The organism is Panacibacter microcysteis, assembly GCF_015831355.1.
Lineage (GTDB): Bacteria > Bacteroidota > Bacteroidia > Chitinophagales > Chitinophagaceae > Panacibacter > Panacibacter microcysteis.
The window spans coordinates 180,530-198,544 of record NZ_JADWYR010000002.1 but is presented as its reverse complement, the minus strand read 5'-3'; the positions used below and the strand labels follow the sequence as shown (position 1 = coordinate 198,544).

Below are 18,015 nucleotides of genomic sequence, written 5' to 3'. Positions count from 1 at the left end.
CATTAAAACATAGCAAGCTGCTGCACACTACCGGTTACCTTTCGCACAGGTGCCGTTGTGTAAGAAGATGGTACATGAGAAACTTCATAAAGCGAAGAAGCTTCAAACCTGCTTGCCACAACAATGTTTAGCTGTTGCGCGTATGGCCTGAACAATGCTTCCACAAGCGCAGGGTCATTATTATTTTTTGAAAGGTGAGACAATATCAGGTGTGTCATGTAAGACGGTCTGTGGTTTACAAAAAGCTCAAATGCCTGCCTGTTGGATAAGTGCCCGTTGCCACCCGTAATGCGCCTTTTCAGGTAATAAGGATAGCGGCCGCTGGCCAGCATTGCTTCATCATAGTTGGCTTCCAGGAAGGCTGCATGGCATTGCTTAAAATGATGCACTACATTGTCGCAGGCTATCCCAATATCTGTAAATACGCCAATCCTTATACCATTGCATTCTACTATAAAACTGTGCGGGTCATTGGCGTCATGACATTTTTTGAAAGCATGAATACTTAGCCCTCCCACCGAAACCCGATCAGCCGCGCTAAAAGGAATAAATGTACTGTTAGAAAAACCAAGCTTGCTATATTGCAAAGTACCGTTGGTTATATAAACCGGCAGGCGGTGCCTGTTACAAATTGTTTTAAGGCCGCTGATATGGTCCACATGTTCGTGAGATATAAAGATAGCTTTTACATGCTGCATCTGTAAACCAAGTGCTTCCATTCGCCGCTCCGTTTCCCTGCACGAAATTCCTGCATCTATCAGCACAGCTTCTTGATTGTTACCTACATAGTAGCAATTTCCATTACTCCCCGAATTCAACGATGCAATAAATAAAGACATACTTCAGTTTCAATTGCAATAATACACCTTTAAAAAAGTACTGTTTCTAATTTTCTGCTAAAGAATTGAGTAATATTTTTTGTGGCCACCGGTATTTTTCCATGGCATCGCCTGTTGCCACGCTCGGTTCAGGGTTCCACTTTTATGGCAACTGTAGCGTTCAGTAAATCGAGGTTCGCAAAATTCCCTCATCTACACAAAAGTAAATGGCTATTTATTTGCTTTTTTCCTGCTGTCTGCAGTCCTGGGCTCTTTCTTTTTGCGGTATGTGTCGTTAAAAAAACATTTTATGCCACGGTGGTTACCGCAGTTGCCACGCTCTTTAACAGTAATGTTATTGTTTCCAAAGCTGAAGTCAATTACGCACGGGTCACCACTTTCCTGGAAGTAGCCATGTGTGGCATCCTGCATGGTCATTGTTCCTTTAAGTTCCCCTGCACAGTCGCCGCCACTCTTTTCAAAATGAATAAAAAAAAGATATTTGCCGGTGCTGCTGCCATCTCTTACAGAAATATAGTTTTTCTTATCCTGCACATAATCACCGCTCAGCTTGTTATCCCTGGCAAAAGTATCAATAGGGTTAATGATCTCGTTCATCCGTTTAATATCCTCGTTACTGTCGTTCATTACAGCTATAAAATCCGCAGACCCGCTGTTATATGCATAACCGTTTCTTGTGTACAACAACTCATTGCCCGCAATTTTTTCTTTGCTGATGATAAATGTTGGCTCAGATGTTATGTTTACCGCATGATTATAACCATCTTTCGAGCCCTGTTTCAAAAGCACAAGTCCTCCTTTATAAACAGCTTTCTTATCCAGCAGGAATGTCGCTAAAGTGGCTTTTTTATTTTGCGTAAAGTTTACCAGCAGGTAGGTTTCCTCTCCTTTCTCAATCTTCCCAACAGCTTTAATAGCGCTTTTGCTTACATTTTTGCCCATTAGAACAACAAGGGCGGAGTCTGGTACAAATGATGAAAAAACGGCATAACTAATGCTTGTCGTATCAGTTATACGCGCAATGCCGGTATCAGCTATCGAACGCGGCACTTTCATTGCTGGAAATGCTGCAAGAAAATCTTTAATATCTACCGGATCATTGCCCGACAATGATGCTTTTTCGTCTTTACACGAAAAGCATAAAAAAAGAAGGCATATAAAGGCAAAGCTCCTTGGCATGTAAAATATTTTGATAAAAATAAATTTTTAATAAGACAAAACCACGACCATTTTTTAGATTTGTCTAAATTATTTTTCAGTGCCGCCTAATTTTACTGTTACAGAAGAGAATTATATTAAGCATATTTATCATTTGCAGCAACCGACCGGCTATACCACCACCAACGAGCTGGCCGCTGCTTTAAAAGCAAAACCTGCATCTATTACTGATATGCTTAAAAAGCTAAGCACTAAAAAAATTGTCAATTACGAACCCTACAAAGAATTCCAGCTTAATAACAGCGGGAAAAAAGTAGCACTGGGCATCATCAGAAAACACAGGCTCTGGGAATATTTTCTCGTTGAAAAATTACAGTTCGGCTGGGATGAGGTGCACGACATAGCAGAAGAACTGGAACATGTAAGCAGTAAAGAACTGATTGAAAAACTTGATGCCTTTTTAAATCATCCACGGTTCGATCCTCATGGAGATCCTATACCAGACAGCAACGGCAGAATGAGCCAGTTACCACAGGTCAACCTTATGGAAGTAACGTTCAATACTGCAGCACAGGTAACCTCGGTTGGCAACCAGTCTTCAGAATTGCTCGAACTGTTAAAACATAAGAACATACGGATCGGAACGGTACTCGAAGTAAAAAAGAAATTCAGCTTTGACAATTCGATCGAGATAAAGGTCCGGAATCATCAGGCCATGGCCATCAGCGAACAGTTGGCAAGATCACTTTTTGTAAAATATGTTGACTAGAACAATTGAGCCGGCAATAAAAAAAGCATAATAAACCAATGGAAAGACTCCACAATGATACTTCTTTAAGTGAGGTGCACGAATCGATTGATACAACAAAACCACGCAAAGGCATCCGGAGATTTTTGCCTTATCTTGGTCCCGCTTACCTGGTAAGTGTTGGTTATATGGACCCTGGTAACTGGGCCACCGACCTGCAGGGCGGTGCAAAATTTGGCTACCAGCTTATCTGGGTACTTGTAATGAGCAACCTGATGGCCCTGCTGTTACAGAGCCTTAGTGCAAGACTTGGCATTGTAAGGAGAAGAGATCTTGCACAGGCCAACCGCGAAGAGTACCCCCGCATCATTAATTTTTGTTTATACGCACTGGCAGAACTGGCAATCGCAGCGTGCGATCTTGCAGAGGTATTGGGTATGGCCATCGGTATACACCTGCTTACAGGCCTGCCTATGCTGGCCGGGGTTTGTATTACCGTGCTGGACACTTTTCTCCTGCTCGTGCTGCAGAAATATGGCATGCGTAAAATGGAAGCTTTCATAGTGGCACTCGTTGCCGTCATTGGCATTTCATTCCTCATAGAACTCATTTTCGCAAGACCTCACCTGGGCGAAGTGGTGAAAGGCTTCGTTCCGTCTTACCTCACGGGTGATGCATTGTATATTGCTGTCGGTATAATAGGCGCAACGGTAATGCCACATAATCTATACCTGCATTCGGCGCTGGTACAAACCAGGAAGATAAAACCAGACGACAGCAGTATAAAACGGGCATTGCGTTTCAATTTGTTTGATACAACCATTGCTCTCAATGCAGCATTCTTCGTAAATGCTGCGATACTTATCCTGGCTGCATCGGTGTTTTATACTTCCGGCAATACAGAAGTAGCAAAAATTGAAGACGCACACGCATTGCTGCAACCAATGCTGGGCACCACGCTTGCTCCCATACTGTTTGCCGTAGCCTTGATTGCTGCGGGCCAAAGCTCTACTGTTACGGGCACCTTGGCCGGGCAGATAGTAATGGAAGGTTACCTTCACCTGCGCATCAATCCATGGATCAGGAGATTGCTTACAAGACTTATTGCAATCATTCCTGCCGTGTTGGTCATCGTTATTTATGGTGATGAAGAGTTGGATGCTTTACTGGTACTTAGCCAGGTTATATTAAGCCTTCAACTGGGTTTTGCCATTATACCACTTATTCATTTTGTGAGTGACAAATCAAAAATGGGCAGCTTTGCTATTAAGACACCAGTAAAGATCTTATCGTGGATGGTTGCTTTTATTCTCGTATTCCTCAATGTAAAACTCGTTGCAGAAGGCTCGTGGGAAATATTCAACGGAGAAGGTGCAGTTATTACCAAAATACTGATTGGCATAGGCTGGATACTTTTCACGTGGCTCTTTGTAGCAATGACCCTTTTGCCGTTCATTAAAAAACACCGGCAAAAACAAAACCAGTATGCAGCAATCGATATACATGGCCAGGAAAGAATGCTGCATATTGCAGACATACAGGAACCCGGCAAAATTGCAGTAGCGCTCGATTTTAGCAGCAATGATGAAAAACTGATAGCCAATGCTGTGGCGCAACAAAAAAAGAATGCTGTGTATATCCTTTTACATATCGTGGAAACAGCTTCAGCAAAGTATGCAGGAGAATCTTCTGACGATTACGAAACGCGAAAAGACATGGAACGCTTAAAGCAATACGCGGCAGAATTAAAAGACCTGGGTTATAAAACAGAAATTTATCTTGGTTACAATAACAGGGTGCAGGAAATTGTGCGCATTGTGCAGGAGGCAAAGGCAGACATGCTGGTCATGGGTGCACATAAACACAGTGGCTTAAAGGATATCCTTTATGGAGAAACAGTTGACCATGTAAGGCATAAAATTTCTATCCCGGTTTTAATCATCAGTTAGCATATTGCAACATGAATTTTTCAATCAGAAAACTTAAGCAGGCAGACAATGCAATCATTGCTTCCATTATAAGGGCAGTGCTTACAGAGTTTAAAGCCAACAAGCCCGGCACTGTATATTACGACCCTACCACTGATGATCTTTATACACTTTTTCAAACTACCGGTGCAGTGTATTTTATTGCAACATTAAATGGCAAGGTGGCAGGTGGCAGCGGCATCTTCCCAACCGCAGGTTTACCTGCCGGCTGCTGCGAGCTGGTAAAGATCTATTTGTCTGCCAAAGCACGTGGCAAAGGCATTGGTAAAGCGTTAATGCAACATTGCTTTGCAGCAGCTAAAGAAATGGGTTATGCAAGTATGTATCTTGAAACGATGCCCGAGTTAAGCACAGCAGTAGGTATGTATGAGCAACTTGGTTTTAAATACCTGGATGGCCCGCTCGGTAATTCAGGGCACTTTGGTTGCGACATATGGATGAAAAAAATATTATGAGCCAGGCAAAAGAATAAGTATGTAGCACCTGTTGCGTCGCACTCTTCAACTGCAACAACAATATTCGGCTGTGCGAAGAATAAATCCGCCAAAATTTTTTCTGCAATTTTTTGACAATTATATTCGTACCTCAATTTCAAACCTAAACCTTCAAGATGCGTAATAAAGAAACCCGCATTGCTGCTGCTATTTTATTTTTTGCCTACAGCCTGTTCCTCTTTTTTTCGCACCGTAAAAGTTACATTCCACATATCGTGATGATCATTTGCGTACCGGCATTGTTTTTTATTGATTGGGTGCTTTCCAACAAAGGAAAAGATCAGCAGCATTGAATAATTTTTACGGTAAGGTTTAAACAGTACAAGACTGTGCCCGGCGTGTTGCAAAAAGAACAGAACGCACAAGTGAGTGACACAACAGGCGATGCCACCTGTACAAAAGCCGGCAACCAAAACTTACGCCGATAGCGCCTTAGCCTTTCTGCCAACTTTATAACGCTCTCTCCTTACCTGTTGTACCGGTACGTTTTTAATTTTACTTTCCAGCCATGCAATAATATCGAGGTACATAAACGACCGTGTTTCCAGCGGGTTGCCTTCGTAGCGCTGCAGTTTTTCTTTTAAAGATTTAAATGCAGGAATCATTTTATTTGGTGCCAGCGAAAACGACTTTCTTAAAAACCTGAATATCTCTTCTTCTACCACGCTCAGGTTTTTCATATTGGCCATAAAGCGATAAACAGATTTTATGAGGTACTCGAGCAACTGGTAATTACCCAGTTCATAATGCGCTATCAGATGCAGCAGGCGGGCATAGCATTGCAGATCGGTACGCAGGTCAACCTTCCAGTTGATGATGCGGTTTAGGTAATCGATAGCCTTTTCATTGTCTCCGCTGCCAAAATACAGGCAGGCAATTTTATAATAGAATACCAGTATCCTGTGGCGGTCGAGTTGTAAATGATATTCTTTCAGTTTCTCCTCTATTTCAGGAACCAGTTCCAGGCCTTTTGAGAAAGTACCTTCCAGGAAATGTTTGTTGATGCGGGCTATATTGAGGTATACAAAAGTTTGTATCTGCACATTGGCATTGAGATTCGCGTCTTCTGAATGAGAGAAGTTTTCAAAAAGGTTCAATGCTTCGTTGAACTTTGTATAGTTGTTAGTATCGAAATGCGCACTCAGCAAATTGTGTATAGCTTTTATATATTGCACAGCTTCCACCTTTTTCATAAAAGGCTCCTGCTCAAAAATGTCTACCCATTTCTGTGCATACCGGTAATACATCAGCAGATCCTGCAGGATAAACCCATACCAGCAATAGCTTTGGTACAGATACATTTTTTCGTAAAACTGCATGCCTTTTACATTGCATGGTGGCAGGTTGGCCTCGAAAAACATTTTTACTGCGGCCACATCTTTCTCATCTCTTGCATGCCCGAGTTTAATGTACCAGCTATATAGTTGCAAAGAAAGATTAGAGAGCCTGCTCATTAACGATAGGTGAGCATTTACCTCATCTACCTCATGGCTCAACTGCTCTGCCCTGTTTTCTATACTTCTTGTAATGTGCAGTGCTTCGATTTTCTTTTCAAAAAACAATACCTGTAGCTGGAATGTAACCTGGTTGTTTGCCTTTGCGGTTAGTTTTATTTTATCGAGCAGCTTAAGCGCCTGGTGGTACAGACCTTTATTGTACAGGATGCGGGCATACCCCATTTGCTCATTGAGTTGTATATCTATATTATGTTCATCCCTTACCTGCCTCAGGCTCGCTAACAATTGTTTGTACAAGCTCGCTTTCATATTAGAAAGCTGTTGCTTCATAATACTTTTATTCCTGCTAAGGAGCAGTTTTTCATCATAATCTTCCATTTTATCCAGGGCATCAAAAAGCTGGATAATTTTCAGGTCTTCCCCACCCGATCGCTTCATATACAGCTTAAAAGAGCGTTTTTCACCCTTATCCAGTGATTTTATCAGTTGAAAAAGTTGGTCTGTACTCCTGTTAGGCATCGTAATTCTCTTTTTTAAAAACCCTTGCTACAACAGCATTTTAGCATATTTACAACGTGTTATATACCGTATAATCACCGTTAATTTGACTTTTTAAGCACTAAGACCAATATTACATTTGATCTTGCAGGCTGCTTAAATATAATGGCAGGCAATCCAAAATTAAGCAGTCTGCATTTTTTATTTTAAAATATCCATATGCCGGGAAAAAAGATAGATATTTTCGACACTACTTTAAGAGACGGCGAGCAGGTGCCGGGTTGCAAATTAAACACCAAAGAAAAGATCGAATTAGCCATTGCCCTCGAAGATCTTGGTGTAGACATTATTGAAGCCGGTTTTCCCATTTCCAGCCCCGGCGATTTTAATTCCGTTCGTGAGATAACCAAAGTAATTAAACGCGCCACCGTAGCAGGCCTTAGCCGTGCGGTGCAAAAAGATATAGAAGTAGCGGCAGATGCACTTAAATATGCAGCACGCCCACGCATACACACCGGTATAGGCACATCAGATTTTCACATTAAATCTAAATTCAACTCCAACCGCGAAGACATTTTACAACGCGCCATTCAATGCGTAAAATGGGCAAAGAATTTTGTAGATGATGTAGAGTTTTATGCAGAAGATGCAGGCCGTACAGACAATGATTATCTTGCAAGAGTTGTTGAAGCAGTGATTGCCGCAGGCGCCACTGTAGTAAACATTCCTGATACAACAGGCTACTGCTTACCACACCAGTACGGTGAGAAAATAGCATACCTTGTTAACAATGTTCCCAACATTGATAAAGCTACGATTTCATGCCATTGCCACAATGATCTTGGCTTAGCCACAGCCAACTCGATCGCAGGAGTAATTGCCGGTGCAGGACAAATAGAATGCACCATTAACGGGCTTGGAGAGCGTGCCGGTAATACATCTCTTGAAGAAGTTGTAATGGTAATCAAACAGCACCATTCACTCGGTTTATACACCAATGTGCAATCACAAAAGCTCAACCCGATGAGCCGCCTTGTTAGTGAAACAATGCGCATGCCCGTGCAGCCCAACAAAGCAATTGTTGGCAGCAATGCATTCGCACACAGCAGCGGTATACACCAGGATGGATTTTTGAAAGATTCCCAAACCTACGAGATCATCACACCGGAAGAGGTAGGCGCAGGCGGTTCAAAGATTGTGTTAACTGCACGCAGCGGGCGCAGTGCTCTGGCACATCGTTTTCAGAAATTAGGTTACCAGTACACACGCAATGATGTAGATGTATTATACCAGGAATTTTTGCAGGTAGCAGACAGGAAGAAGGAAGTAGAAGATGATGACCTGCATGAAATGGCAAAACAATACAAACAGCAAACAGTAGAAGTGTAAGATAATAATGAGCCCAACTGCAAAATAAGCGTTGGGCTTTTCTTGCGTCGCACACTTGTACTGCAGTGCATGTATCAGCAGTAACCGGCCGGCGCACTGCAGCACGATTCACGCTTAACGTCTCACGTTCAAAACACATGGCCTCAAAATTCAACATACAAAAAGAATTTAAAGCTGTATCTGAAAAATACGATGCCCAGCGCAGGCATCTTATTCCATGCTTCAATGACTTTTATACTATACCGCTGGAGCTGTCAGAAGAAATCAAAGATGTAAAAAAAGTGCTCGATGTAGGCGCAGGCACAGGTTTAATGAGCGCATTCTTCTACGAAAAATATCCCGCCGCATCTTTTACATTGGTAGATCTTTCAGAAGATATGCTCACTAAAGCAAAAGAACGGTTTCAGCAACAGGAAAATTTTGAATATATCATTGCCGATTTTTCCACTGCAGATCTGGGTAAAAGCACATACGATCTTATCGTTTCCGGGCTTGCCATTCACCATCTTGAGCATGCGCTGAAAAAAGAACTCTTCAGCAAAATTTATAAAGCACTGAAACCCGGTGGATGGTTCATCAATGCAGACCAGGTAGAAGGCGGTACAAAAGAAGCTGATGATATCTATCGCGGTAACTGGAAGAAAAAAGTAGAAAACTCACCACTTACAACAGAGGCCAAACAAAGTGCTTACAAAAGAATACAACTCGATATCATGGCGCCGTTGAACGACCAGTTAAGCTGGCTAAGACAGGCTGGCTTCAGGCAGGCCAACTGTTATTATCAATATTTCAATTTTGTAGTTTTTGCCGGAAAAAAATAATGCAGCAATCATCTGTCATAGTAAACAATCTCAGTATACAACTACAAGGTCAAACCCTGCTGAATGATATTTCATTTACGTTATACAAGCAGCAACACCTTGCCATCACCGGCGCATCAGGCAGCGGTAAAACAATGTTGGCCAAAGCACTGGCGGGTAAAATATTTCATCATGGCAGTATTGTATTTTGTGCCGGTACCACGTTGCATTTTGTAGAACAGCATTACCATTTCAAAACAAAGTCAAACACACAGGATTTTTATTACCAGCAGCGTTATAACAGTTTCGACAATGACGACGCACTTTCTGTTTGGGAAGAACTGGTGAAGGTTACAGCAGAGGAGCAAAAAATCAATGGATTATTAGATGAGTTACAGCTGTCACACAGGAAGCATGCCCCCTTATTGCAGTTATCAAGTGGCGAGCATAAACGTTTTCAACTGGTAAAAGCATTGCTTGCACCAGCATCTGTATTAATACTGGACGAGCCTTTTGTAGGTCTGGATAGCAAAAGCAGGCAGAAACTAAACAACATTTTATGGTCTGCAGCAAAAGGCGGCACACAAATTATCTGCATCACAGAAGGGCATGAAATACCGTGTTGCATTACACACATTGCTAACCTTGAAGCGGGAAAACTGGTTTACTTTGGCCCCGCAGAAGAAATGAATCATTCATTTGCCGGAAAGCAACATACATTTACACCTATATATCACTTTCCAAAATTACCACAACAGGAAGAAAAATATTTCACCAATGCTATCTGCATGGAGAATGTTTGTGTAACATATGGCGATAAACAAATACTGAGCAATATAACCTGGACTGTAAAAAAAGGAGAACATTGGTTATTGAAAGGTCACAATGGTGCCGGTAAATCAACTTTGCTAAGCCTTGTATACGGAGATAATCCGCAGGCCTATGCAAACAACATTTACCTGTTCGATAAAAAAAGAGGTTCGGGAGAAAGCATCTGGGATGTAAAAAAAAATATCGGCTTTGTATCGCCGGAACTGCAATGGTACTTTAACAGCACCATTACTGTTCACGATGCAATCGGGTCAGGTTTTTTTGACACGATTGGCCTCTTCAGAAAACTTAGTACAATTCAACATAACATCATTGAACAATGGTTGGATCTTTTACGACTTTCTCATGTGACCCAAAAGCCTCTCTCAACAATTTCAGCGAGTGAGCAACGATTGACTTTGCTGTTAAGGGCTTTAGTAAAAGATCCGCCATTGCTTCTTTTAGATGAACCATGCCAGGGCCTTGATGAAAATCAGACACAACATTTCGTTCATTTAATTGATACCTTATGTGTGCAGTTGAATAAAACACTGATCTACATAAGCCATTACGAGAACGAAATTCCGGCATGTATCAACAAAGTGATCGCGTTAAAAGAAGGAAGGCAAACTATCTATTCATTAAACAGGCAAACCGCTATAGCATAACGGCTGCATAATACCCCTGTATGGGTTATTGGAGCGCACAATGAAAAAAAACATTACAGTTATAAACGGAGACGGTATAGGTCCGGAAGTTACTGCACAGTCTGTAAAAGTGCTTAACGCAATTGCAGACCGTTACGACCATGAATTCAATTACCACTATTGCTTAATGGGAGCAGATGCAATTGACAAAACAGGAGAACCACTGCCTGATGCGACCATTGCTGCCTGCCTGAACAGTGACGCTGTTTTATTTGGAGCAATCGGTCATCCGAAATATGACAATGACCCCTCCGCCCGGGTACGGCCCGAGCAGGGCTTACTGAAGCTGCGCAAAGTATTGCAGCTTTATGCCAATATCAGGCCGATAACGACCTACAGTTCTTTACAACATCTTTCCCCTTTAAAACCGAAACATCTCGAAAACATAGATTTCATCATATTCAGGGAACTGACAGGCGGCATTTACTTTGGCAAAAAAGAATTGAGTGCAGATGAAAATATAGCGCTCGACGAGTGCATTTACTCAACAGATGAAATTGTACGCATTGCAAAGCTGGCCTTTGAATTTGCAGGCAACCGCAAACATAAAGTTACACTGGTTGATAAAGCAAATGTTCTTGAAACATCCAGGCTATGGAGAAAGGTTGTTAAACAGGTTGCGTTACAATACCCGAATGTATCAGTTGACTACATGTTCGTTGATAATGCTGCCATGCAAATCATTCTCAATCCCCAACAGTTTGATGTGATTTTGACGGAAAATATGTTTGGGGATATTTTAAGCGATGAGGCCAGCGTTTTAACAGGATCTCTTGGCCTTTCTCCTTCCGCATCTGTTGGTGCGGGTACAGCAATGTTTGAGCCTATTCATGGTTCTTACCCGCAGGCCGCAGGGAAAGATATTGCGAACCCGCTAGGTTCAATACTCTCAACAGCAATGATGTTGGAATATATGCAAATGCACGAAGAAGCTGCTGTGGTAAGGCAAGCCGTACAATGGACATTGCAAAACCGTTTCGTAACAAAAGACATTGATCCGATCAATTTCTATTTTACTTCTACAATCGGCGACCTTGTTGCAGATTTTATAACCAACAAAATAACCGGCGAAGTAAACCTTAACAATATTGAGTTGAGAAAGTCAACGATCATATAAACTGTAACATAAAAGTTTACAGTTTGAAATAGTTCTTTGTTTGTAATAATGGTGGGTGTATATTCGCATCAATCACTTTTTTTTTGATGTTCAAAAGCAATAATTATATCAGCAACATTGTGGCACTGCTTCTGGTAGTCGTTGTCGTTATTCCTGCTTTCAACAGAGGTGGTTCCTGCATGTAAAACAATAACAGCTTTTCATAGACCCGCCTCCGAGAGGCGGGTTTTTTGTTATAATGTTGGGTTGGAACTAAACGATGCGGGCAACGCATCTCATGGAGTAAGGCTGTTGAACAACACAAAATCCAGTGACGATTTTTTACACATTATCAACAAAGAAAAAATAAAATTATGGCAGCATACTACAACAATGAAACCATACTCTGGTTAAACGGGGAGTTTGTAAAGGCATCTGAAGCCAAAATGGATTTTTACAGCCAGTCTTTGCATTATGGCTACGCCGTTTTTGAAGGTATACGCTCCTATAAAACGACAGGTGGTGAAACCAAAATATTCAAGGCTGAAGAACATTTCGACCGACTGAGAAACTCAGCCCGGGCTATAAACATGCCTTACACCTGGAGCAATGAAACACTTATCAATGCAACTTATGAAGTGTTACAACGTAATAATCTTGACAATGCCTATATAAGACCTGTTGTATACGCACCGGTAAATATGAGCTTCGTAAAAAATGATGTCTCTTATATTGTAATAGAAGTTTGGGAAATGGCACCTTTCTTCGGTGAAAAGCTGTTGCGCATTATGACCTCTTCTTTTCAAAGGCCCAATCCAAAAGCTTTTAAAATTACTGCCAAAGCAAGCGGTCATTATGTAAACTCTATACTGGCAAGCCAGGAAGCAAAAGCAAACGGTTACGATGAAGCGCTGCTGACAGATATGAATGGCTATGTTGCCGAAGGTGTTGGTGCAAACATGTTTTATGAAAAAGATGGCAAGCTGTTTACACCTGCTACGGGCAATATACTTCCGGGCATTACCAGGGCTACCGTTTTAGAATTATGCCATGAACTTGGCATTGAAGCCGAAGAAAAACAAATAACACTGGCAGAGGTAAAAGATGCAGATGCCGCATTCTTTTGCGGCACAGCTGCCGAAGTTATTGGCTGGGAAAGTTTTGATGATATCCCATTCAAAAAAAACTGGAAAGAAACAGTGAGCCGAAAAATTCAGCAGGCTTATTCGGCCAGAGTTACTGAAGCAGACATTGTAGTAGAGGCATAGCTGAAAAAAGCACTGCAGTACAAGTGAGTGACACAACAAAAGCTGCATAAAGTTATACAGTAGATTACCAAAAATATATATCATACAAATGGCTGAACTGAATAAATATTCGAAGACATTAACACAGGACCCTACACAGCCTGGCGCCCAGGCCATGTACTACGCTATTGGTTTTACAGAAGAAGATTTTGCAAAAGCACAGGTAGGTATTGCAAGTATGGGCTGGGATGGCAACCCCTGTAATATGCACCTGAACGATCTTGCAACGGCGGTTCGGGCAAGTGTAAATAATGTAAATGGTTTGCTTGGTCTGCGCTTTCATACCATTGGTGTAAGTGATGGCATCAGCATGGGTACAGATGGCATGCGTTACAGCCTTGTAAGCCGCGATGTAATTGCTGACAGCATTGAAACAAATGCCGGCGCACAATATTATGATGCTATTATCGGTATACCCGGCTGCGATAAAAACATGCCCGGTACTATTATGGCAATGGGCAGGCTTAACCGCCCGTCTATCATGCTTTACGGCGGTACTATTGCGCCAGGCCACTATAAAGGCCAGGATGATCTCAATATCGTTTCTGCATTTGAAGCATTAGGTCAAAAAATTGCCGGTAACCTTACAGAGGCAGACTTCAAAGGCATTGTGCAACATGCGTGTCCCGGTGCCGGTGCATGCGGTGGCATGTACACGGCCAACACAATGGCCAGTGCTATAGAAGCAATGGGTATGAGTTTACCATACTCTTCTTCCAACCCCGCCCTCAGCGATGAAAAACAAAAAGAATGTGCAGCAATTGGTGATGCAATTAAAGTGTTGCTCGAAAAAGATATCAAGCCAAAAGATATTATGACACGCAAAGCATTTGAAAATGCTATTACTGTCATTATGGTACTGGGTGGTAGCACCAACGCGGTGTTACATATGATTGCCATTGCAAAAAGTGTTGGCGTACCTTTAACGCAGGATGACTTCCAGGTGATCAGTGATAAGACGCCGGTACTGGCAGATTTCAAGCCCAGCGGTAAATACATGATGCAGGACCTTCATAAATATGGCGGCGTTCCCGCAGTGATGAAATATTTGCTGGGTAAGGGCTTACTGCATGGAGATTGCTTAACGGTAACCGGCAAAACAGTGGCAGAAAATCTTGCCGGTGCGCCAGACCTGGATTTTGAAAAGCAGGATATTATTATGCCGCTCGAAAAACCAATCAAAGCCACAGGACATCTGCAGATTTTATATGGCAATCTTGCAGAAGGTGGCAGTGTTGCAAAGATCAGCGGTAAGGAAGGCGAACGTTTCGAAGGCACGGCCCGTGTGTTCGATGGCGAGCATGATCTCATCAAAGGCCTTGCTTCCGGCCGTGTGCATGCGGGCGATGTGGTGGTAATAAAAAATATTGGCCCCAAGGGAGCGCCAGGCATGCCTGAAATGTTGAAACCAACAGGCGCCATCATTGGCGCAGGCCTGGGCAAGTCCGTGGCATTGATTACAGATGGCAGGTTCAGCGGCGGCACACACGGTTTTGTGGTGGGCCATATAACGCCTGAGGCGGTAGAAGGTGGTCTTATAGGTCTTGTGCAGGACGAAGATATTATAGAGATCGATGCAACAAAAAACACCCTTACGCTAAAGGTAGCCGATGATGTGATTGCACAACGTAAAGCCGAATGGGTTAAACCTGCGCCAAAAGCAACAAACGGAATTTTGTATAAATATGCAAAGTGTGTAAAAAGTGCTGCTGAAGGTTGTGTTACAGATGAAGATTAACACGAAAATTTTTTGGTGCCCGGCAGCAGTATAAGTATTAAGCATCGTTGCGTCGCACTCTTGTACGGTTGAAGCAATATTGGGCAAACGCGAAGATCGGAGCAAAGATATCAATGTATCATAAACCCTAAACCCGATGCAGGTAATACAAAGCATACAAACAGGATATATGAAATACGTGGAGAAAGAGTAATGCTGGATTGAATGGCAAAACCTGCAGTCACAATTTGTTACCGCAGTAGAAAAAAAACTGGTAACAATCACGTAATGCAGTCACAAATTGTGACCGCATTACAGAGCAGAAGCAATACAAGCGCAGCGCCTTATGCATTTACAGAACAGGGCGTTGCCATGCTGAGCGGCATATTTAAACAGTGACAAAGCCATAAGCATGAACATAGCCATCATGCGTGCTTTTGCAGAGATCAGGAAGATATTGCTCAGGCAGAATAATATAAAAGAGCAATTACAGCAAAAAAAAGAAAGACTGGGTAAGCATGATGTTCAGCTCAACCAGATCTATGATGCGATGGAAAACCTGCTTGATGAAAAAGCAGCAGCACGCAGGGGAGAAGAAAGAGACCGAATAGGATTTAAAAAATAATGTATGACCAAGCAGTATTTTAAAGAACTGGCAGCATTTAACCTGTGGGCAAACAATATTGCCTGCGGCTGGCTCGGGCAGATTAGCGATGAACAGTGGAACCGGCATGTTACCAGCAGCTTTAACAGCATACAGGAAACTGTTTTGCATATCCTCAGCGCTGAAAAAGCATGGCTGCAGCGTTTCAGGAACGAAACGGTTGAGTGGCTGCAGGCAACTTACAAAGGCAGCAGGGAAGAACACATCACCCTTTGGAAAGAAACATCAGCGCAATTGAAATCTTTTATCGATGATTTTGATGAGCAGGCACTCAACACAAACCTTGATTTTAAAAGATTAAATGGCGTTCCTTATTCTATGCCTTATTACCAGCTATTTGCACACGTCGTCAACCACGCAACATATCACCGCGGGCAATTGGTGACAATGTTGCGGCAGGTAGGTTTTAACGAAATCAGCTCAACTGATCTGTTGGGCTACTACCGGTAAGAAGCAGGTTACACAATGCTGATAAAAAATAAAAGCGCTGCATTTGCGGGCTTTATAAAAAATAAAAAATGTGTTATGGAAACACTTGAATTAACAAAAGAAAAAATTACTACCAGTACAACAGAAAATATAAGTGGCAGCGAGGCTGTGTTGAAAGCATTGATAGCCGAAGGCGTAACCACCATATTCGGTTATCCCGGTGGCGCTATCATGCCCATATATGACGCCCTGTTTGATTACGAAGACAAACTTAAACACATCCTGGTGCGCCATGAACAAGGCGGTATACATGCAGCACAGGGCTATGCCAGGACAAGCGGCGATGTGGGTGTGGTGTTTGCTACAAGTGGCCCGGGCGCAACCAACCTTGTTACCGGTCTTGCAGATGCACAAATAGACAGCACACCGGTTGTGTGCATAACAGGCCAGGTATTTGCCCATTTGCTGGGTACAGACGCGTTCCAGGAAACAGATGTAATCAACATTACAACACCGGTAACAAAATGGAACTACCAGGTTACAGATGCCACTGAAATACCTGCAGCTTTGGCCAAAGCATTTTATATAGCAAGAAGTGGCAGACCAGGCCCGGTACTGATTGATATTACAAAAAATGCACAAATACAAAAGTTTGATTACAAGGGCTACGAAAAGTGCGATCATATTCGCAGTTACCGGCCTGCACCAATCATCCGCAAAGAATACGTGGAAGAAGCTGCAAAACTTATTAACGAAGCAGCAAAGCCGTTCGTAATATTCGGCCAGGGTGTTATTCTTGGCCGTGCCGAAAAAGAATTTAAAGCTTTCATTGAAAAAGGTGGTTTACCTGCAGCATGGACCATACTCGGCCTGAGCGCATTGGAAACTGATCACCCGCTAAATGTTGGTATGTTAGGTATGCACGGTAATTACGGGCCAAATGTATTAACCAATGATTGCGATGTACTGATTGCTGTAGGTATGCGCTTCGATGATCGTGTTACCGGCCGTTTAGATAAATACGCCAAACAGGCAAAGATCATTCACCTGGATATTGACCCTGCGGAAATTGATAAGAATGTAAAAACCGCTGTGCCGGTATGGGGCGATTGTAAGGAAACCCTGCCCATGCTTACAGCATTAATAGAAAAGAAATCGCATACGCAATGGGTACAGCGTTTTAATGATATGATGCAGGAAGAGCACGATCTTGTGATTACGCAGGAAATGCACCCTGCATCTGATGATATGAGCATGGCAGAAGTGCTCGATGCGCTAAACGAACTAACAAAAGGAGACGCAGTTATTGTAACAGATGTTGGTCAGCACCAGATGATCGCGTGCCGCTATGCAAAGTTTGTACAAAGCAAAAGTAATGTTACATCGGGTGGTCTTGGCACCATGGGTTTTGCATTGCCCGCAGCTATAGGGGCAAAATACGGTGCGCCCCACAGAACAGTTGTGGCTATCATCGGAGACGGCGGATTCCAGATGACGCTGCAGGAAATGGGTACCATTATGCAGTTTGGCGCCGCTGTAAAAATTCTTATACTCAACAATAATTTCCTGGGCATGGTGCGCCAGTGGCAGGAGTTGTTTCACTCAAGAAGGTATTCATTTGTAGATATTCAAAGCCCTGATTTTGTAACCATTGCTAAAGGCTACGGTATAGCCGGAAGATCTGTGAATGACAGGGCCAATCTAAAAACAGCGCTCAAAGAAATGCTCGACCATGATGGGTCTTACCTGCTTGAAGTAATGGTAGGTAAAGAAAACAATGTATTTCCAATGGTGCCACAGGGCTGTAGTGTGGCAGAGATTAGATTGAAATAGCAACAATACATCTTCCAGAAAAAAGAAAGGCAATTTTGGGCCGGGCAAAAGAATAAGTATGAAACATCGTTGCGTCGCACT

At 42.6% G+C, this 18,015-nt stretch carries 17 protein-coding genes; 14 read left to right on the top strand and 3 right to left on the bottom strand.

Going from position 1 to position 18,015, the window contains the following annotated elements:
- Positions 1-2 precede the first annotated feature (2 nt).
- Both I5907_RS12815 and I5907_RS12810 read right to left on the bottom strand, forming a co-directional pair.
- The gene (locus I5907_RS12815; protein ID WP_196991214.1) at positions 3-839 is read right to left on the bottom strand and encodes an MBL fold metallo-hydrolase; all 837 of its coding nucleotides are present in this window, start codon (positions 837-839) and stop codon (positions 3-5) included.
- A gap of 210 nt (positions 840-1,049) precedes the next feature.
- Positions 1,050-2,018 carry a hypothetical protein gene (locus tag I5907_RS12810; protein ID WP_196991213.1) on the bottom strand — a complete coding sequence of 323 codons (969 nt, stop codon included), beginning with the start codon at positions 2,016-2,018 and terminating at the stop codon, positions 1,050-1,052.
- Positions 2,019-2,097: 79 nt separating this feature from the next.
- Between I5907_RS12810 and I5907_RS21920 the strand changes: the two genes are divergently transcribed.
- The 4 genes from I5907_RS21920 to I5907_RS12790 all read left to right on the top strand — a co-directional run bounded on the left by I5907_RS21920 (position 2,098) and on the right by I5907_RS12790 (position 5,520).
- Positions 2,098-2,766, top strand: a complete 669-nt coding sequence (locus I5907_RS21920) for an iron dependent repressor, metal binding and dimerization domain protein (protein ID WP_196991212.1) — start codon at positions 2,098-2,100, stop codon at positions 2,764-2,766.
- Positions 2,767-2,804: 38 nt separating this feature from the next.
- Positions 2,805-4,694, top strand: a complete 1,890-nt coding sequence (locus I5907_RS12800) for an Nramp family divalent metal transporter (protein WP_196991211.1) — start codon at positions 2,805-2,807, stop codon at positions 4,692-4,694.
- 11 nt (positions 4,695-4,705) lie between these two features.
- Positions 4,706-5,188 (top strand): GNAT family N-acetyltransferase, encoded by a 483-nt coding sequence (locus I5907_RS12795; protein ID WP_196991210.1) that lies wholly within the window; start codon positions 4,706-4,708, stop codon positions 5,186-5,188.
- Positions 5,189-5,343: 155 nt separating this feature from the next.
- Entirely contained in the window at positions 5,344-5,520 is a 177-nt protein-coding gene (locus I5907_RS12790; RefSeq protein ID WP_196991209.1) for a hypothetical protein, read from the top strand.
- 123 nt (positions 5,521-5,643) lie between these two features.
- Here I5907_RS12790 and I5907_RS12785 read toward each other — a convergent pair whose 3' ends face one another.
- Positions 5,644-7,203 carry a hypothetical protein gene (locus I5907_RS12785; RefSeq protein WP_196991208.1) on the bottom strand — a complete coding sequence of 520 codons (1,560 nt, stop codon included), beginning with the start codon at positions 7,201-7,203 and terminating at the stop codon, positions 5,644-5,646.
- Between the two features lie 198 nt (positions 7,204-7,401).
- Between I5907_RS12785 and I5907_RS12780 the strand changes: the two genes are divergently transcribed.
- The 10 genes from I5907_RS12780 (at position 7,402) to ilvB (ending at position 17,934) form a co-directional block, all read left to right on the top strand.
- Positions 7,402-8,571, top strand: coding sequence for a 2-isopropylmalate synthase (locus I5907_RS12780; RefSeq protein ID WP_196991207.1), 1,170 nt, complete (start codon positions 7,402-7,404; stop codon positions 8,569-8,571).
- 137 nt (positions 8,572-8,708) lie between these two features.
- Positions 8,709-9,392 carry a class I SAM-dependent methyltransferase gene (locus I5907_RS12775; RefSeq protein ID WP_196991206.1) on the top strand — a complete coding sequence of 228 codons (684 nt, stop codon included), beginning with the start codon at positions 8,709-8,711 and terminating at the stop codon, positions 9,390-9,392.
- Complete coding sequence (locus I5907_RS12770; RefSeq protein ID WP_196991205.1) at positions 9,392-10,849, top strand: ATP-binding cassette domain-containing protein; 1,458 nt, start codon at positions 9,392-9,394, stop codon at positions 10,847-10,849. The genes I5907_RS12775 and I5907_RS12770 overlap by 1 nt, the downstream gene beginning before the upstream one ends.
- A gap of 40 nt (positions 10,850-10,889) precedes the next feature.
- Complete coding sequence (gene leuB / locus I5907_RS12765; RefSeq protein WP_196991204.1) at positions 10,890-12,005, top strand: 3-isopropylmalate dehydrogenase; 1,116 nt, start codon at positions 10,890-10,892, stop codon at positions 12,003-12,005.
- A 353-nt stretch (positions 12,006-12,358) separates the two neighbouring features.
- Entirely contained in the window at positions 12,359-13,252 is an 894-nt protein-coding gene (locus I5907_RS12760) for a branched-chain amino acid transaminase (protein ID WP_196991203.1), read from the top strand.
- 88 nt (positions 13,253-13,340) lie between these two features.
- Positions 13,341-15,029 carry a dihydroxy-acid dehydratase gene (gene ilvD / locus I5907_RS12755; protein WP_196991202.1) on the top strand — a complete coding sequence of 563 codons (1,689 nt, stop codon included), beginning with the start codon at positions 13,341-13,343 and terminating at the stop codon, positions 15,027-15,029.
- 204 nt (positions 15,030-15,233) lie between these two features.
- Positions 15,234-15,407: an ORF6N domain-containing protein gene (locus I5907_RS21915; protein WP_346266785.1), complete on the top strand. Its 174-nt coding sequence runs from the start codon at positions 15,234-15,236 to the stop codon at positions 15,405-15,407.
- A 13-nt stretch (positions 15,408-15,420) separates the two neighbouring features.
- The gene (locus I5907_RS21675; RefSeq protein WP_231402096.1) at positions 15,421-15,633 is read left to right on the top strand and encodes a hypothetical protein; all 213 of its coding nucleotides are present in this window, start codon (positions 15,421-15,423) and stop codon (positions 15,631-15,633) included.
- 3 nt (positions 15,634-15,636) lie between these two features.
- On the top strand, positions 15,637-16,122 hold the full coding sequence (locus I5907_RS12745; RefSeq protein WP_196991201.1) for a DinB family protein: 486 nt from the start codon (positions 15,637-15,639) through the stop codon (positions 16,120-16,122).
- Positions 16,123-16,197: 75 nt separating this feature from the next.
- Complete coding sequence (gene ilvB, locus I5907_RS12740; protein ID WP_196991200.1) at positions 16,198-17,934, top strand: biosynthetic-type acetolactate synthase large subunit; 1,737 nt, start codon at positions 16,198-16,200, stop codon at positions 17,932-17,934.
- Positions 17,935-18,015 lie beyond the last annotated feature (81 nt).

Bases quoted from the DNA above. Each gene is read 5' to 3' on its own strand.
- I5907_RS12810 (WP_196991213.1), bottom strand. From the start codon at position 2,018: ATGCCAAGGAGCTTTGCCTTTATATGCCTTCTTTTTTTATGCTTTTCG.
- I5907_RS21675 (WP_231402096.1), top strand. From the start codon at position 15,421: ATGAACATAGCCATCATGCGTGCTTTTGCAGAGATCAGGAAGATATTG.
- leuB (WP_196991204.1), top strand. From the start codon at position 10,890: ATGAAAAAAAACATTACAGTTATAAACGGAGACGGTATAGGTCCGGAA.
- I5907_RS12770 (WP_196991205.1), top strand. From the start codon at position 9,392: ATGCAGCAATCATCTGTCATAGTAAACAATCTCAGTATACAACTACAA.
- I5907_RS12795 (WP_196991210.1), top strand. From the start codon at position 4,706: ATGAATTTTTCAATCAGAAAACTTAAGCAGGCAGACAATGCAATCATT.
- I5907_RS12790 (WP_196991209.1), top strand. From the start codon at position 5,344: ATGCGTAATAAAGAAACCCGCATTGCTGCTGCTATTTTATTTTTTGCC.
- I5907_RS12780 (WP_196991207.1), top strand. From the start codon at position 7,402: ATGCCGGGAAAAAAGATAGATATTTTCGACACTACTTTAAGAGACGGC.
- I5907_RS12760 (WP_196991203.1), top strand. From the start codon at position 12,359: ATGGCAGCATACTACAACAATGAAACCATACTCTGGTTAAACGGGGAG.
- ilvB (WP_196991200.1), top strand. From the start codon at position 16,198: ATGGAAACACTTGAATTAACAAAAGAAAAAATTACTACCAGTACAACA.
- I5907_RS12785 (WP_196991208.1), bottom strand. From the start codon at position 7,203: ATGCCTAACAGGAGTACAGACCAACTTTTTCAACTGATAAAATCACTG.
- I5907_RS12775 (WP_196991206.1), top strand. From the start codon at position 8,709: ATGGCCTCAAAATTCAACATACAAAAAGAATTTAAAGCTGTATCTGAA.
- I5907_RS12815 (WP_196991214.1), bottom strand. From the start codon at position 839: ATGTCTTTATTTATTGCATCGTTGAATTCGGGGAGTAATGGAAATTGC.
- I5907_RS12800 (WP_196991211.1), top strand. From the start codon at position 2,805: ATGGAAAGACTCCACAATGATACTTCTTTAAGTGAGGTGCACGAATCG.
- I5907_RS12745 (WP_196991201.1), top strand. From the start codon at position 15,637: ATGACCAAGCAGTATTTTAAAGAACTGGCAGCATTTAACCTGTGGGCA.
- I5907_RS21915 (WP_346266785.1), top strand. From the start codon at position 15,234: ATGGCAAAACCTGCAGTCACAATTTGTTACCGCAGTAGAAAAAAAACT.
- ilvD (WP_196991202.1), top strand. From the start codon at position 13,341: ATGGCTGAACTGAATAAATATTCGAAGACATTAACACAGGACCCTACA.